Source organism: Ancylobacter tetraedralis, assembly GCF_014195655.1.
Lineage (GTDB): Bacteria > Pseudomonadota > Alphaproteobacteria > Rhizobiales > Xanthobacteraceae > Ancylobacter > Ancylobacter tetraedralis.
Genome location: NZ_JACICD010000007.1, coordinates 256169 through 272071, shown reverse-complemented (window position 1 = coordinate 272071; position 15903 = coordinate 256169). Strand labels below are relative to the sequence as shown.

Sequence of the window (15903 nt, the reverse complement as noted above, 5' to 3'; positions counted from 1 at the left end):
GAAGCCGCCCGGCGTGCCGGTTATGCCGAGCATACGGCCCGTTTCATGGCATCTCGGATCCTGCGCAATCCCGATGTCGCCGCTGCCATCCGCATCGCCATGGCGGAGCGCGCCCGACGCACGCAGATCGATGCCGATGCCGTGCTCCACCGCTGGTGGGCGACGGCGACCGCAAATCCAAACGATGTCATCCAGCACATCCGAGGTGCCTGCCGCTATTGTCACGGTGCAGACCACGCCTATCAATGGCGGGATCGCCGGGAGTTCCGCACAGCCCTTGCCCAAGCGAGAGCGAAGATGGAACCCGACGACCTCCTACCGAGCGAGGAAGGAGGCTGCGGCTACAACGCTCTTGCCGAGCCTCATCCGGAGTGTCCGCGATGCGATGGTATCGGCGAGAGCATGTTCGTCGCTCTCGATACCAACTCACCTCTCGCCACACCGCTCTACGACGGGTTGAAGAAGACCAAGGACGGCATTGAGCTTCACCTCGCCGACCGGGCCAAGGCGCTGGAGATGGTCGCTCGCCACCTCGGCATGTTCAACGACAAGCTCAAGCTACAAGGGGATGCCGAGAACCCGCTCACCGTCCTGCTGCGGGAAATACAGGGCAGTTCGCTGCAGCCCATTGCCATTCCCATTGATGATGACTGAGATGCTTGGAGGACGGGGCACACCGATCTTCTGACGGACATATCGATCACCTTCTTCTGACCCCATACCTGCCCCTCGACTGCCCTTTCAGCGACGTCCGCTTTGCGCCGCCCTCTCGGTCGTCGGTCTGGCGACGGCCGCGGCCCAAAAGCGGACATCAGCGAAGCGGTGGCGTCTTTCTCGGCGGATCGCTCCAGTCAGCCGTCCATGAAGGCTTCGCGCTGGAATAGCGGCCTCAGGCCTTTCGGTTCATGTAACAAAACGCGACGAGGCCAATGCCAGCAATCGAACACAAGGCTGCGGCGGCGAAGATGCCGGGGTAGCCGACATGGCCGATGATCAGTCCGGCGGCGGGGCCTGCAAGCGCCAGAGCAAGATCGAGAAATACGGTATAGATGCCGAGTGCTCCACCGCGGCTTGATGCTGGGACACGCTTCATCAATTCGACGCCGAGTGCCGGAAAGACCAGGCCGAAGCCCAATCCCGCAAAGGCGGCACCTATCAGCGCGGGCAGAGGCGAGGTGGCAAGCCAGATCATCGTCAGACCGACTGTCTCCAGCGCCAGTGCCGCGACCGCGACGGCGTAGCCGCCGAAACGCTCGATCTGCCCCGCGAATACAACGCGCGTGCCGGCAAAACTCAGGCCGAAGACGGCGACCAGCAGCGAGGCACCGCTCCAACCTGCTGCGACGAACATCAGGCCGCCAAAGCTCGCTACGCCGCCAAAGCCGATCGCACCAAGCATCAGTGCGAGCCCGAAAGGTAGAACCAAGACCAGCGTCCGGCCGGCCGTCGTCCGGTCCCCGGGGACGATAGGTGTTTCGGCATGTGCGAGCGCCACCGCAAGGCCGATCGCCGGCGCCAGGGTGGAAAGCAAGCCTACCGCCCATAAGCCGTCGAGGTCGAACGCATAGCCACCGATCGGACCACCAGCCGCGATCGCACCGTAGGCGGCCACGCCGCCCCAGGACATTACCTGAGCCGTATGGAGGGGCCCGACGCGGCCGATGTTCCAGGTAATGGTGCCGGTGCCGGAACAGCTTTCGCCGAAGCCGAGCAGCAGCCGGCTGGCGACGATCAGCCCATAGGCGAACAGCGGCATGTCGCGCGCCATCGGCACCGCGGTGAGCATGAGCCCCGCGAGCAGAGCCGCCACGAGTCCATATATGACGGTTCGACGTGCGCCTATGGCATCCGACATGCGCCCGGCGAGCGAACGCGTCACCATGGTGGACAGGAACTGGCTGCTGACGGAAAACCCGCCCAGCACGACGCCAAGCTTCAGTTCATACACCACATAGGCCGGCAGCACCGCGAGCGGCAGGCCGACACCGAGATAGGTGCAGAAATTGACGAAGGAAATCGGCAGGATGCGCAGGAGAACCGGAGTTCCCTGCGCGATCGGTTGCGATGTCACGGCAACGGTCCTTGGCGAGAATGCCGGTTCAGTCCGAACGCGGCAGGCCCGGAATGCGGCCGAGCGCGGATTCGGTATAGCCGCCGTCCACACACAGGCTCTGGCCGACGATGAAGCCGGCTTCCGGTCCGAGCAGGAAAGCAACGGCGCTGGCAACGTCCTCCGCCATGCCGACCCGTCCGATGGGGACGATATGGTTACGCTCGGCGGCAACTTCCGGGTTCTGGTAGATGGATTCGGTCAGTGGCGTCCGGATCATGCCCGGCGACACGCTGTTCACTCGGACGCCCCTGGGCGCCCACTCCTGCCCGAGCTGGCGGCAAAGCATGATCAGCGCCGCCTTGCTCGACGAATAGGCTCCCATACCGGGATGCGGCGCCATACCCGAGGCGGAGGCGACCGCGACGAAGGCGCCGCGCGCTTCGACGAGAGCGGGATAGGCCGCCTTGGCCAGCAGCCAGACCGAGCGTACATTCACGTTGAACAGCCGATCCCAGTTCGCGGGATCGAGTTGCTCCAACGGTGCCGGCGCGGTAATGCCGGCATTGGCAACGACGCCATCGAGCCCACCAAAGGCCTCCGCGCTGGCCGCCACCAGATTTTCAGGTGCTGCCTCGTCGCCGAGATCGCCGAACAGCGGCAGCACCTCGGCACCAAGCCCGCGAACCTGCGTGGCGACGTCATCGAGAGCCGTACTTGACGCGCGACCAGCGATGGCGATGCGCAGTCGTTCGCCGTGCTGCCGGGCGAGCTTGAGCGCGATGGCCGCGCCGATGCCACGGCTCGCGCCCGTGACCAGAGCCCGGAAGGGGGATTCGGTCTCGGTCACAGCTTGATTCCCGACCGCGCGAGTTCGTGCGCCGCTTCGCGGAAGGCGCGGATGGTGATGTCCATCTCCGCGTCGCCATGCGACAGCGAGACAAAAAAGCGCCCCCAGACGGTGGGAAGGCCGATGACGCCGTTGCGGCGCAGCGTATCGCTGACCAGCTTCATCGCCTCGGGGTTCACCTTGGCTTGGGCTTCGTCATAGGTACGCGGGCGCTGATTGGTGAACCACAGCGAGAACACGCTGTCAAAACCCGTGGTTGTGGCAGCAATACCCTCGCTCGCGAAGGCCGCCGTGATCTCGGCGCGCAGCTTCGCGCCCCAGTCGAACAATGGGCTATAGGCGCTCTCGTCTTCCAGTACCTTCATGGTCGCCAGCACGGCGGATGCCACCAGCGGGTTGCCGTGATAGGTGCCGTAGGTAGACACCTGCCCGTTATCGACGACCTCGAACGCCTTCGGTGTGCCAAGCACGGCAGCGACCGGCACGCCGCTGCCGATGGCCTTGCCGAAGGTGGCGAGGTCGGGCGTCAGGCCGAGATCCTCAGACACCAGCTTCACGCCACGCCGCAGGCCCACCATCACCTCGTCGGCGATGATCAGCGTGCCATTCTCCTGCGCACGCTTCGTCAGATGCTCGAAGAAGCTGCGATCCGGCACCAGGCAGCCGGTGTTGCCGAGCATCGGCTCGACAAGGATCGCGGCAAGGTCCGAACCCAGCTCGTCGAACAGCTGGTCGACATCGTCGATCTCATTAACCCGGAACAGTGTCGTGTCTTCCTTAACCGGGCGGTTATTGGTCCGCTCGGCTTCGGGGGATTCCACCAGTCCGAAGCGCAGCGGATCGAACCAGCCATCATAGCCGCCGACCGGCTTGGCGATCAGACGGCGTCCGGTAGCGCCGCGGGCGATGCGGCAGGCGAGATGGACCGCCTCGGTGCCGGTGGTCGCGAAAGTCGCGCGCGTCAGGCGCGCGCCGCCGATGCGGGCCAAAGCGGTACCGGCCGGCTCCTCGATGTCGTTCGGAAAGCCCGGCATCGGACCATTGGCCAGAGCGCGAGTGCAGGCTTCCACCACGGCGGGATGCGCGTGGCCAAGCAGCGTCGCACCCATCGCCATGCCGTAATCGACGTAGCTGCGTCCTTCCGTGTCGATGAGCCGGGCTCCCTTGCTGCTGGCGACCGTAAAGCGCTTGCCGTCGAGCTCGGGCAAGGCACGGGCGCGGCTCGACACGCCGAATGGCACCGTCAATGCGGCCATTTCAGTTACTCCAGTCCTGCAGATGCGGCTTGGTCAGAAACCAAGATGTTTCGGCAACCACTCGGTGGTCGCCGGCACGAAGGCGATGATCAGAAGGCAGATGTTGCTGCTAATGAAGAAGGGCAGCAGGCGACGCGTAACGGGGTTCACCCCGATCTTCGCGATATTGCAGACCACGAAGATGTTGGTCCCGACCGGCGGGGTGAACAGGCCGATGCCGCCGGAGATGACGAAGATGAGGCCGAGCTGGTAGGGCGCGAGGCCGGCTTCCAGGCCGATCGGGTGGAGGATCGGCGCCAGTATGATGATGGTCGGCCCGAGATCGGCCCAGGTTCCGACGAAAGTCAGCAGCAGGATGATCAGCAGGACGGTAACAGTGGGACCTGCGCCGAGCCCTTGCAGCAGGCCGGCGGTCCAGGCCGGCACTTCCTCGACGGTGAGGATCCACGAGAACGGTACCGACACGGCCATGATGATCATGATGGCGCCGGTCATCCGCACCGTCTCGTCACCGACCTTCCACAGAGCGCGCCAGCTCATCTCGCGATAGATCATCATGCCGACGACGATCGCCCAGACCACCGCAACGAATGCCGCCTCCGTGGTGGTCGCGAAGCCGGTCAGCATCGAGCCGAGCACGACGATCGGCATGAGCATCGCCGGGCTCGCCTTGACGACATGGCGCGAGAAGCCACCAAGGGTCGGCCGCGTCGCCGATTTAGGGAAGTTCTCACGCACGCCGACATAATAGGCGGTGAGCATGAAGGTGGCGGTCAGCATCAGGCCAGGAATGATCCCCGCGGCGAACAGGCCGCCGATCGAGGTGTTGGTAATGACGCCATACATGATCATCACTACGCTGGGCGGGATGATGATGCCGAGCGTGCCGGCAGCCGCGGTCACGGCGGCGGCGAAATCCTTGGGATAGCCGCGTTCGGCCATGGCCGGGATCATGATCGAACCGACGGCGCCGGTATCGGCGGTCGCCGAGCCGGTGATGCCGCCATAGACCATGCAGGTCGCCACATTGACGAGGCCGAGCCCGCCGCGGATCCAGCCGAACAGGTCGTCCGCCACGTTGATGATCCGCCGCGTCAGGCCGCCCTCGTTCATGATGCCGCCGGCGACCAGGAACAGCGGGATCGCAGCGAGCGCGATCGAATTGGCTCCGTTGAATACCTGCTGGGCGAACCAGGCCGGCGGCAACGGCACGAGGCCGGCGAAGATGACCGCCAGCGTCGCGGCGGCGATCGACCAGGCGACGGGCACGCCCGTGTAGAGCGTCAGGGCAAAGACGCCGAAAAGCACAAGCAATGTCATGACGCGTTACCGGATGATGCGAAACAGTCGCAGAACGGCGATCGTGCCGAGGCAGCAGCCCATAAAGACGATGATCGCCTGCATGGTCCAGGACGGCAGCCGCATGACGGGCGTCGGCATGTAGCCGGTGCGGGCGAGCATGGCGTAGCCGCTCCACACCATGACGCCCGACACCACGCTCAAGACCAGGGCATGGTAGATGCGGAAGAACGTTCCGCGATCGCGCGAGACGCCGTCGATCGAAACGTTCTCGCCGAGGATTTCCGATATCACGGTCCCGATGGCGGTGATCCAGAGGAACATGATCGCCAGCAATTCGAACGACCAGGTCACGCCGCTGAGATGGAAATAGCGGCCAACGACGCCGAGACCCGTGGCCACGAGCAGCACGATGAGCGCCGCCATGCCGGCCCATTGCAGGGCGAGATGCGCGGCGCGGCCGAGCCGCGCCGCCGGGGTGCCGGGCGCCGCAGCGCCCTCGCGTGCCCCGCCCTCGCTCACGCCGCCTCGGTTCACGACTTGGCTGCCGCGTCGCGCACCGCCTTCACAAGATCGGCGCCGTACTCTTTGGAAAAGGTCTCATAGACCGGGCCGACCTTCGCCGCGAACGGCGCGGTGTCGACCGCGTTCACCTCCAGGCCCTTTTCCTTCAGCTTGGCAATCACGCCCGCATAGGAATCCATGATGGCGGTGCGATACCAGGCCTGCGTCGCGGCGGCCGCGTCGAGCACGGCCTTGCGCTCCTCGGGGGTCAGGCTGTCGAGCTTGGCCTTGTTGGCGTACCACCAGTTTGCCATCCACATGTAGTTGGACAGCGACAGATATTTCTGCCCTTCATACCATTTGGCGTCGTAGAAATCGCGCAGTTCCGGCTCCGCGCCGTCCACCACGCCGCTCTGCAGCGAGGTATAGACCTCGCCATAGGGAATGGCCTGCGGCAGCGCGCCGAGCACCTTGATGGTCTCGATGGCGACCGGAATCGGCGGGGTGCGCATCTTGAGGCCCGCCATGTCCGCCGGCTTCTGGATCGGATGCTTGCTGTTGGTGAAGCTGCGGAAGCCCGAATCCAGCACGCCGATGATCTCGTAGCCCTTCGCCGGCGCCATCGCCTTGAGCTGGGTGCCGATCGGACCATCGAGCACGGTATGCACTTTGGTGAAACTGTCGAACAGGAAGGGCAGCGACACGACATTGAGGCGCGGGTCGATCGCATCGACCACACCGCCCAGTCCCATGTCGATGGAGCCGTCGCCGACCGCCTCGTTCACCGGGCCTTCGTCACCGAGAAGGCCGTTGGCGAAGATCGAGATCTTGACGCTGCCGCCGGTCGCCTTCTCGACGTCGGCCTTGAACTTCAGCAGGCCCTGCTGGATGAGGCTGTCTTCGGGCGAGGAATGCGCCACCTTCAGCGTAGTCGCGGCCAGAGCGCGCCCCGTAATCGCGAAAGTGGAAGCGGCAGCAACGCCCGCGATAAAAGTCCTGCGGTCAATACGCATAGTCGTCTCCAGATTTACATCTCGCCAATACGAGGCTATATCTTGGAGTTTCTTCCCTAACGTCGCTCTACAGGAGCGCGCGCCAAGACCAGATACTTGATCTCGCGCGGCGGGCTCTGTGACGAATTGACGTCACTGTGTTCCACGCCGCCGTGCGACGTCAATCACCGCCACATTGCAGCCGGGCAACAAGTTCTTATGGCTTCATAACACCGCCTTATTGCGCGCGGCGCGCGGCGGCAGCGCCTCATCCGCCTGCGGTATCCAGTCGTCGCCACCGCTCGCCGCGTCGCGCGGGCGGGCGAACTCGCGCTGCAGGAAGGCCGCGACCCGTCGTGCCGCGAGACGTTCGCTGCGGCTGACCAGCAGGACCAGCGGCAGGTCCGGCAGGTCCGGCAGTCCCTCTTGCGCGCCAAGGCGGCGCCAGCCATGCGGAACCGCGGATTCCGGCAATACGGTGAGCATGTTGCCGGAGGCGACCGCCATGTGGATGCCGACGAGATGCGAGGAGGAATGCGCCAGCCGCCAGGCGCGCCCGGCGCGATCGAGCGAGGCGAAGACGCGCGGGCGCGCCGAGCACCAATCGGAGAACAGGGCGAGGCGCAGCACATCCTCGCGTTCGGGCGCGCCGGTGGGCCCGGTGCACCACACCTGTTTCTCGTAGCGAAATACCGATTTTGGCGGGTCGTCGGAATTCTGCGTCACCACCGCGACGTCGAGTTCGCCGCTGTCCATCATGCCGCGCAGCTTGCGGGAGAAGTCGCAGGTCAGATCGATGTAGAGCGACCGGTTCTGCGGGCTGAAGCGATGAAGCAGTGCCTCGCCGAAGGAACTGAGGAAATCGTCGGGCATGCCGAGCCGGACCCGGCTTTCCGTCACGCGGTCGGCCACCGCCTCCAGCGCCTCGGCCTCGATCGACTGGATTTTGCGGGCATAGGCGATCAGGCAGTCTCCGGTCATGGTGGGCGTAATGCGCCGATGACCGCGCTCGAACAGCTTCTTGCCGAGCCGCTCCTCCAGCCGCGCGACCGACATACTGACGGCTGCCTGGGTCTTGCCGAGGTGTTCCGCCGCCGCGGTAAAGCTTCCAAAATCCGCGACGGCCACCAAGGCTGCCAGCGCATCGCTGTCGAGATGGCGCATGTCCTCTCCCCGGCTCATTTCCGATCCGGAAAATTAACGCGGCGCGTGCCACCTTCTAAGACTGAATAGTATACTGGCAGGTGGCATAGTTGCCCAAATAATGTGCAGTCACATGCGGATGTGCGGCGAAAGCGCGGAGGAACGATCAGCATTGAATCCTCCTGATATGGCGCCCTCGGTCCGGGCAGGTAACCAAACACGCTGTATCAATGGCTTCAAACCCGCAAACGACATTGGGCCGGCGTCATGTCCGTACGTGCAATTCGATTACTGATCGCGGCAAGCGATGTTTTCACGGCGGTTTGGATCGCTCATAGTGGTATGTAGCGGCGTGGCCGACGGTGCCTGCCGTGTTCCCCACCGAGTGCGTTGCCCGATGGACACCCGCCACCTCGAAGCCTTTCGCGCCGTCTATGAGAACGGGTCGATGAGCGCGGCCGCCGTGCTGCTGGGCAAGTCGCAGCCAGCCGTCAGCAACCTCATCGCGCGGCTCGAAGACGAGATCGGGCTCAAGCTGTTCCACCGCGCCCATGGCCGGCTGGAGGCGACGCCCGAGGCGGAAACCTTCTTCACCGCCATCACCCGCACGCTCGACGCGATGGAGCGCACGCTCGCCGTCTCGCGCAATCTCAAGGGCTTATCCTCCGCGACGCTGCTCATCGCCAGCCCGCCGGGGCTCGCCACCTATTTGCTGCCCCCCATCATCGCCGATGTGCTGAAAGAGAATGCCGGCGCCACTGCGCGCTTCATCACCCGCTCCTCCTATGCGGTGCGCGATCTCGGCACCATCGGCGCCTTCGATGTCGGCTTCGCGGAACTGCCGATCGACATCCATGTCGCCTCGCTGGAGCTGTTCGAGGTCGCCTGCATGTGCGTCATGCGCGCCGACCATCCGCTGGCGGGCGAAGCTGTGGTGGGGCCCGAGCAGCTCGATTCGTTGCCATTCGTCACGCTGTTCCCCGAGCACATCACCCACATTGCCGCCGCCGAGGCGTTCTTCGAGGCGCACGCGCACTGGAATGTGGTGGCGGAGGTCGAGTTCTTCGGCACGGCCTGCGTGCTGGTGCAGCAACTCGGCGCGGTGACGCTGGTCGATCCCGCCACGGCGCGCTTCTTCGCGGCGATGGGCCTCGTCGCCGTGCCGTTCCGCCCAGTCGTGCCCTATCGCTTCGGCATGTTCCGGCCGCGCACGCGCCCGCCCTCGCGGATCGCGGTGACCTTCATGGAGCGGTTCCGCGCTACGCTGGCGCCCGATCTCGTCAGCCCGCGCTGACGGGGCCCAAAGTTCGGGCACCATCCGCCGCCGCCCGCAATCCGGGCAACGGCGCGCGTCGGCAAACCCGCGGAAAGCCCAGCGCGCGAGCGTGGCGCGCCCCACCCTATAACTTTGCTTTATGGACTCACACCGATTTCCGGTTTGACGCTGAGGCAAAACCGGCGGGAAATCACCCCCGGAGACAGTGAGCCTGGGGAGCGTCACATGGCATCATCGGTGGAGCGGCGGGTGGCCGAACTCGGGCTCGTGCTGCCCGGCGCCGGCGGCGGCGATGCCTATTACGGCAAGCTCTACGGCAAGATGAAGCCGCACTACCTCAGCGACAAGCTGCTGTTCCTGTCCGGCCAGACGGCGGGCGTCGGTGCCGATGGCCGGGTGCTCTATCCTGGCCGGCTCGGGCGCGACGTCACCATCGAGCAGGGCTATGAGGCGGCGCGGCTGACCGCCCTCAACTGCCTCGGCTGCATCAAGGACGCGGTGGGCGATCTCGACCGGGTGAAGGGCCTCGTGCGCTCCCTCAACTTCATCGCCTGCGATCCCGCCTTCACCCAGCCCCACCTCGTCGCCAGCGGCCTGTCGGACCTGTTCGAGCAGGTGTTCGGCGCGGAGATCGGGGTCGGCGGGCGCGCCTCCATCGGCGTCATGTCGCTGGCGGATGATTATTGCTTCGAGACCTGGGTGACGGTGGAGCTTCACTGAACCGCCCCTCCGGTCACGTTCGTGCCTTGCAAAGCCTGAGCGCGGCAAACGCGCGATCTCCTTCCAGAGGAACCTCGCATGACCATCAACCGCCTTGCCGCCGCCGTGCTCGGCATCGGCCTTCTCGCCTCCCCCACGCTGTCGCGGGCGGACGAGATCACCATCGGCTTCACCGCCGCGCTCTCCGGCGACTTCGCCGCTTTCGGACTCAACATGCGCAAGGGCCTCAACCTTGCCGTGGCGGAGCTGAACAAGAAGGGCGGCACTACCTACAAGATCGACGCGGTGGATGATCGCGGCGAGGCGCGCGAGGGCGTGCTGATCGCCCAGCGCTTCTGCTCCGATGCCACGGTCGATGTGGTGATGGGCTATTCCTTCTCCTCCATCGCGCTGGCCGCCATGCCGGTCTACACCCAGTGCAAGCTGCCGGTGCTCGCCTCGGCCGTCACCAGCCCGGCGCTCTCCAATGTCAGCCCCTATTTCCGCCGCAACGTGCTCACCGACGCGGTGCAGGGCTCGATGATGGGCGCCTATGCCGCCAAGACGCTGGGGCTGAAGTCGATCTATGTGCTGAACCAGCAGGATGATTACGGCATCGGCGTCGCCAAGGCGTTCTCCGATGCGGCGGCCAAGGACGGCGCCAAGATCCTCGGCACCGAATCCTATCTGCTCGGCACCAAGGATTTCCGCACGCTGCTGACCAAGGTGCGCGCGGCCAAGCCCGACGCCATCTTCATCGGCGGTTTCTACACCGAGGCGGCCAAGATCGCCGAACAGGCCCGCGCGCTCGGCATTCAGGCGCAGTTGCTCTCGACCGACGGCGCGCTCAATGTGGAGCTGATGAAGCTCGGCCGCGGCGCGGTGGAAGGCATGATCGTCTACGGCATGTTCGACCCGGCGGTCGCCACCCCCGCGACCGAAACCTTCCTCGGCGCCTACAAGGCCGCGTACAAGGAAGATCCGAGCGCCTGGGCCGCGCTCGGCTATGATGCCGGCCTCGCGCTCGGCGCGGCGGTCGATCTCGCGGCGAAGGACGGCCCCGTCACCCGCGACAGCCTCAACGCCGCCTTCGGCAAGCTCAAGGGCGTGCCGGGCGTCACCGGCCCGACCACCTTCGATCCTTCGGGCGACCGCGCCGGCGCGCTGTACTTCCTGGCGGTGAAGGACGGCAAGTTCGGCCTCGCGCCCAAGCAGCCGTGAGCCGCAGCCGTGAGGATCTGAAAGGCCCGGCCCGGCGGCGGCCGGGCCCGGCTCTCGCGCGTGAGGCATGATGGATTATCTCGGACAGTTGCTGGCGAACGGCCTGGTGCTGGGGGCGGTCTACGCCCTCACCGCCGTGGCCTTCACGCTGGTCTATGGCGTGGTGCGGCTGGTGAACTTCGCCTTTGGCGAGCTGTTCATGCTGGGCGCCTTCCTCACCACGTCGCTCATGCTGCCGGAGGTCCGCCTTGCCGGCGTCATCGTGCCCATGCCGGGCTTCCCGCTGCCGGTCGCCGCGCTCGGGGCCATCGTCCTCACCGCGCTGATCGGCGTCCTCGTCGACCGCATCGCCTACCGCCCGCTGCGCAACGCCCCGCGCCTTGCCCCGCTCATCACCTCCATCGCCGTCTCGGTGGTGCTGCAGAGCCTCGCGCAGACCCTGTGGGGCGCGGAGGAGCTGCGCTTTCCCGAATTCTATCTCGCCACGCTGCCGCCGGTGGTGCTGTTCGATTCCATCTATCTCTCGGTGATGGACCTCGTGGTGATGGCGAGCGCGGTCATCGCCATGGCCGGGCTGTCGCTGTTCATCGCCCGCTCCTCGCTCGGCCGGGCGATGCGGGCGAGCGCGGAGGACCAGACGGCGGCGCTGCTGGTGGGCATTCCCGTCAACCGCGTGGTCGCCGCCGCCTTCGCCATCGGCTCGGGCTTTGCCGCGCTGGCCGGGTTGCTCTACGCGCAGACCTATGGTTTCGCCCATTCCAGCATGGGCTTCCTGCCCGGCCTGAAGGCGCTCACCGCCGCCGTGCTCGGGGGCATCGGCTCCATTCCCGGTGCGGCGCTGGGCGGACTCATTCTCGGCCTCGTCGAGGCGCTGGGCTCGGGATATCTGCCCAACGGCACCGCCTGGAAGGACGCGATCAGCTTCGTGCTGCTGGTCGGCCTGCTCTATCTGCGCCCGCAGGGCCTGCTCGGTAAGCCGGAGCTGAACTCCGCCGGGCGCGGCAGCCTCTTGGGCGGCGCCTCGGAATTCGCCGGCGGCTGGCTGCATACCCTGTTCGGCCGGCTCGACGGGGGGCTGGCGCGCCTCGCCGCCGCCGGACCGGGCGCCGCGCTCGCCTTCCTCGCCATCGCCGCCGTGCTGGGCGCGCTGATGCCGTCCGACTACTGGCTGCGCATCCTCACCATGGTCGTCATCTACGGAATGCTGGCGAGCGGGCTCAACGTCATCGTCGGTTTTGCCGGCCTGCTCGATCTCGGCTTCGTCGCCTTCTGGGCGGTGGGCTCCTATCTCACCTCCATCCTTTTCGTGCTGGTGCTGAAGGACAGCTTCGGCGTCGCGCCGGACGACATCTGGTGGCTGCTCTATCTCAACCTGCCGCTCGCCGGCCTGTTAGCCGCCGGCTTCGCGGTGCTGCTGGGCACGCCGACGCTCAGGCTGCGCGGCGACTACCTCGCCATCATGACGCTCGGCTTCGGCGAGATCATCCGCGTGGTGGCGATCAACTGGATCGGCCTCACCAACGGGCCGATGGGCATTCGCGACATCCCGGCGCCGGACCTGTTCGGCATCCCGCTCGGCTCGCCGCGCGCGCAGTTCTTCTTCGCGCTGGTGCTGGCGGCGCTGGTGGTGTTCGCCATTGCACGGATCGTGCGCTCCTATGTCGGGCGCGCCTGGGTCGCCATCCGCGAGGATGAGGAGGCGGCGGAGGCGATGGGTGTGCCGACCGCGCGCTACAAGCTCTATGCCTATGCCGCGAGCGGCTTCGTCGGCGGCTTCGTCGGCGTGTTCTACGCCCATTATCAGCAGTACATCAGCCCGCTGAATTTCAGCCTGTTCGAGAACATCCTGCTGCTGATGCTGGTGGTGCTCGGCGGGCTCGGCACCTTCCTCGGGCCGTTCATCGGCGCGCTGATCTGGATCGTCTTCCTCCAGCTCGCGCTCGACCTGCCCTTCGTGCAGGCCTATCCCGAGACGCGCTTCGCCCTGCTCGGCGTGGTGCTGATCGTGCTGATGGTGTTCCGCCCGCAGGGGCTGGCCGCCAGCGCCCGCGTCTCGCTCATCATGCCCGGCAGCCGGGCGAAGGGGGCGGCATGAGAGCGCCCACCCCCGCCCCGCTGCTGGAGGCCCGCCGCATCGTCGTCCGCTTCGGCGGGCTGGAGGCGGTCGGCGGCTTCGACATGGCGGTGGCGCGCGGCGCCATCCACGGGCTGATCGGGCCGAACGGCGCCGGCAAGACGACGGTGCTCAACGTGCTGACCGGCTTCATTCGCCCGACCGCCGGCGAGCTCGTCTTCGACGGCGAGGAGATCGGCGGACTGGGCGTGCATGGCGTGGCGCGGCGGGGGCTCGCCCGCACCTTCCAGAACATCCGCCTGTTCGGCGTCATGACCGTGCTGGAGAGCGTGCTAGTCGGCGGGCACCTGCATTTCTCCGCCTCCGCTCCCGCGCTGCTGTTCGGCACCCGCCGGAGCCGCGGGGCCGAGCGCGCCATGGTCGCACGCGCCCATGAGCTGCTCGATTTCGTCGGGCTCGGCAGCTCCTTCGCCGACCGGGTGGCGACGACGCTGTCCTATGGCCACCAGCGCCGGGTCGAGATCGCCCGCGCGCTGATGTCCGCGCCGAAAATGCTGCTGCTCGACGAGCCGCTCGCCGGGATGAACGCGGTGGAAAAGAGCGAGATCGCCGATCTCGTCCGGCAGGTGCGGGCGCAGGGCATCGCCGTCCTGCTGATCGAGCATGACATGCAGATCGTGCGCAGCCTGTGCGACCATCTGACCGTGCTGGAGTATGGGAAGCGCCTCGCCGATGGGCTGCCCGAGGCGGTGCTGGCCGACCCCGCCGTGCAGGCGGCCTATCTCGGGCGGGCGAGGTGAGCGCCATGAGCCACACTGGACTGACTGTTCACCCCACTGCACTGACTGGTCACGTCGATCAGGCCACCACGCCACTACTCAAGGTTGAAAATCTGGCCGTCTCCTATGGCCGCATCCGCGCCGTGGACGGCGTCGATCTCACGGTCGAGCCCGGCCGCATCGTCTCGCTGGTCGGCTCCAATGGCGCGGGCAAGACCACGACGCTGATGGCGCTGTCCGGTCTGCTGCCGCTCACCGAGGGCAAAATCTCCTTTGCCGGCGAGGACATAACCCGCCTCGCGCCGGAACTGCGGGTGTCGCGCGGCATCGCCCATGTGCCCGAGCGCCGGCGCGTCTTCGCCGGCATGAGCGTGCGCGAGAACCTCGTGCTCGGCGCCTATGCGCGCGGAGATGCGGTGGAAATCGCCGGAGACGTCGAGCGGATGACGACGCTTTTCCCCATATTGGGCAAGAGGTTAAGTCAGGCCGCTGGCACACTCTCGGGCGGCGAGCAGCAGATGCTGGCCATTGCGCGGGGGCTGATGTCGCGCCCGGCGCTGCTGGTCATGGACGAGCCGACCATGGGCCTCGCACCGCAGATGATCGACCTCATTCTCGACACGGTGCTGGAAATCCGCAAGCAAGGCACCACCGTTCTTCTGGTCGAACAGAATGCCGTGGAGGCAATCCGCCTCTCCGATCACGTCTACATCATGCGTCTGGGACGTATCGTCCATCAGGGCAGCGGCAGCACGATTGACCCCGAGCGCGTGAAATCTTTCTATCTGGGAGCCGAGGCATGACGGATTACGCAGGCGCGCCGCGAATGCGGCTTGGAACCTTCCTCGGCGTGCCGCAAGCCGGCGCCGCCAGCGCCGGGCAGATCGCCGTCATGGGCCTTCCCTTCGATTGCGGCACCCACGCCACCCGCATCGGCTCGCGCCAGGGCCCGGCCTCATTCCGCGCCATGTCGAGCGAGGTGCGCCCCTTCTACCCGCCGCTGGCCGATACCGATCCGCGCTCCGGCAACCGCGTCGTCGATCTCGGCGATGTGGATGTCGTCGCCTCCGATCTCGGCCCCTCGCTCGCGGCGATGGAAGCCGCGGTCAGGGATGTCGTGCAGGCTGACGCGGTGCCGCTCTGCGTAGGCGGCGACGGCACCGTGACGCTGCCGGTTTTGCGAGCCTTGGCAAAGCGTTATCCCGAGCTGGTGCTGATCCATATCGACGCCCACACCGACGCCTATCCGGGCGAGGACGTCAACACCGGCACCACCTTCACCCGCGCCGCCACGGAAGGGCTGATCGACACCACCCGCTCCTTCCACATCGGCGCGCGCGGCACCATGCTGGTCGGCGGCGCCTATGACTACACGCGCGCGCTCGGCTACCGCCTGGTCCCCGGCGACGAGGTGCGCCGGCGCGGCGCCGAGGCCATTGCCGCCGAGGTGCGCAACGTCGTCGGCAACCGGCCGGTCCATCTGTCCTTCGACATGGATTATTTCGACCCCTCCGCCGCCCCTGGCGTCGCCACGCCCACTTGGGGCGGGCCGCCCGTCGCCGAAGTTTTCGATCTATTGCATGGACTTAAGGGGCTCGACCTCGTCGGCGTGGACATCAACACGCTCAGCCCGCCGCATGACGTGCAGGGCATGGCGGCGATGCTGGCCGGCCATGTCGCGGTGATCGCGCTACATCTCATTCAGCTCGGCCAGGCGGAACACCGCCTCAATGCCGGGCATCGCTGAAGGGAGGCTCGTC

General features: G+C 66.4%; 15 protein-coding genes. 8 read left to right on the top strand and 7 right to left on the bottom strand.

Features of this window, described 5'->3' with window-relative positions:
• On the top strand, window positions 1-654 hold a 654-nt coding region (locus tag FHS55_RS18210), incomplete at its 5' end, for a terminase small subunit (protein WP_183191198.1).
• Window positions 655-889: 235 nt separating this feature from the next.
• Here FHS55_RS18210 and FHS55_RS18205 read toward each other — a convergent pair.
• The 7 genes from FHS55_RS18205 to FHS55_RS18175 all read right to left on the bottom strand — a co-directional run bounded on the left by FHS55_RS18205 (window position 890) and on the right by FHS55_RS18175 (window position 8115).
• Window positions 890-2071 (bottom strand): MFS transporter, encoded by a 1182-nt coding sequence (locus FHS55_RS18205; protein ID WP_183191197.1) that lies wholly within the window; start codon window positions 2069-2071, stop codon window positions 890-892.
• A gap of 28 nt (window positions 2072-2099) precedes the next feature.
• A complete protein-coding gene (locus FHS55_RS18200; RefSeq protein WP_183191196.1) occupies window positions 2100-2900 on the bottom strand; it encodes a glucose 1-dehydrogenase in 801 nt (266 codons plus the stop codon).
• A complete protein-coding gene (locus FHS55_RS18195; RefSeq protein ID WP_183191195.1) occupies window positions 2897-4156 on the bottom strand; it encodes an aspartate aminotransferase family protein in 1260 nt (419 codons plus the stop codon). Before FHS55_RS18195 ends, FHS55_RS18200 begins: the two co-directional genes overlap by 4 nt.
• 33 nt (window positions 4157-4189) lie before the next feature.
• Window positions 4190-5476: a TRAP transporter large permease gene (locus tag FHS55_RS18190; protein WP_183191194.1), complete on the bottom strand. Its 1287-nt coding sequence runs from the start codon at window positions 5474-5476 to the stop codon at window positions 4190-4192.
• Between the two features lie 6 nt (window positions 5477-5482).
• The gene (locus FHS55_RS18185; RefSeq protein ID WP_343056258.1) at window positions 5483-5992 is read right to left on the bottom strand and encodes a TRAP transporter small permease; all 510 of its coding nucleotides are present in this window, start codon (window positions 5990-5992) and stop codon (window positions 5483-5485) included.
• Complete coding sequence (locus FHS55_RS18180) at window positions 5989-6972, bottom strand: TRAP transporter substrate-binding protein (protein WP_183191193.1); 984 nt, start codon at window positions 6970-6972, stop codon at window positions 5989-5991. Before FHS55_RS18180 ends, FHS55_RS18185 begins: the two co-directional genes overlap by 4 nt.
• 204 nt (window positions 6973-7176) lie before the next feature.
• Complete coding sequence (locus tag FHS55_RS18175) at window positions 7177-8115, bottom strand: LysR family transcriptional regulator (RefSeq protein WP_183191192.1); 939 nt, start codon at window positions 8113-8115, stop codon at window positions 7177-7179.
• Between the two features lie 376 nt (window positions 8116-8491).
• Here FHS55_RS18175 and FHS55_RS18170 point away from each other — a divergent pair, with 376 nt between their 5' ends.
• The 7 genes from FHS55_RS18170 to FHS55_RS18140 all read left to right on the top strand — a co-directional run bounded on the left by FHS55_RS18170 (window position 8492) and on the right by FHS55_RS18140 (window position 15890).
• Window positions 8492-9388 (top strand): LysR family transcriptional regulator, encoded by an 897-nt coding sequence (locus FHS55_RS18170; RefSeq protein ID WP_183191191.1) that lies wholly within the window; start codon window positions 8492-8494, stop codon window positions 9386-9388.
• 207 nt (window positions 9389-9595) lie between these two features.
• Window positions 9596-10090 carry a RidA family protein gene (locus tag FHS55_RS18165; RefSeq protein ID WP_183191190.1) on the top strand — a complete coding sequence of 165 codons (495 nt, stop codon included), beginning with the start codon at window positions 9596-9598 and terminating at the stop codon, window positions 10088-10090.
• A 78-nt stretch (window positions 10091-10168) separates the two neighbouring features.
• Entirely contained in the window at window positions 10169-11290 is a 1122-nt protein-coding gene (locus tag FHS55_RS18160) for an ABC transporter substrate-binding protein (RefSeq protein WP_183191189.1), read from the top strand.
• Window positions 11291-11357: 67 nt separating this feature from the next.
• The gene (locus FHS55_RS18155) at window positions 11358-13385 is read left to right on the top strand and encodes an ABC transporter permease (protein WP_246340248.1); all 2028 of its coding nucleotides are present in this window, start codon (window positions 11358-11360) and stop codon (window positions 13383-13385) included.
• Window positions 13382-14164, top strand: a complete 783-nt coding sequence (locus FHS55_RS18150; protein ID WP_183191188.1) for an ABC transporter ATP-binding protein — start codon at window positions 13382-13384, stop codon at window positions 14162-14164. Before FHS55_RS18155 ends, FHS55_RS18150 begins: the two co-directional genes overlap by 4 nt.
• A 122-nt stretch (window positions 14165-14286) precedes the next feature.
• Window positions 14287-14946: an ABC transporter ATP-binding protein gene (locus FHS55_RS18145; RefSeq protein WP_343056263.1), complete on the top strand. Its 660-nt coding sequence runs from the start codon at window positions 14287-14289 to the stop codon at window positions 14944-14946.
• Entirely contained in the window at window positions 14943-15890 is a 948-nt protein-coding gene (locus FHS55_RS18140) for an arginase family protein (protein ID WP_246340246.1), read from the top strand. Before FHS55_RS18145 ends, FHS55_RS18140 begins: the two co-directional genes overlap by 4 nt.
• The last annotated feature ends 13 nt before the right edge of the window (window positions 15891-15903 follow it).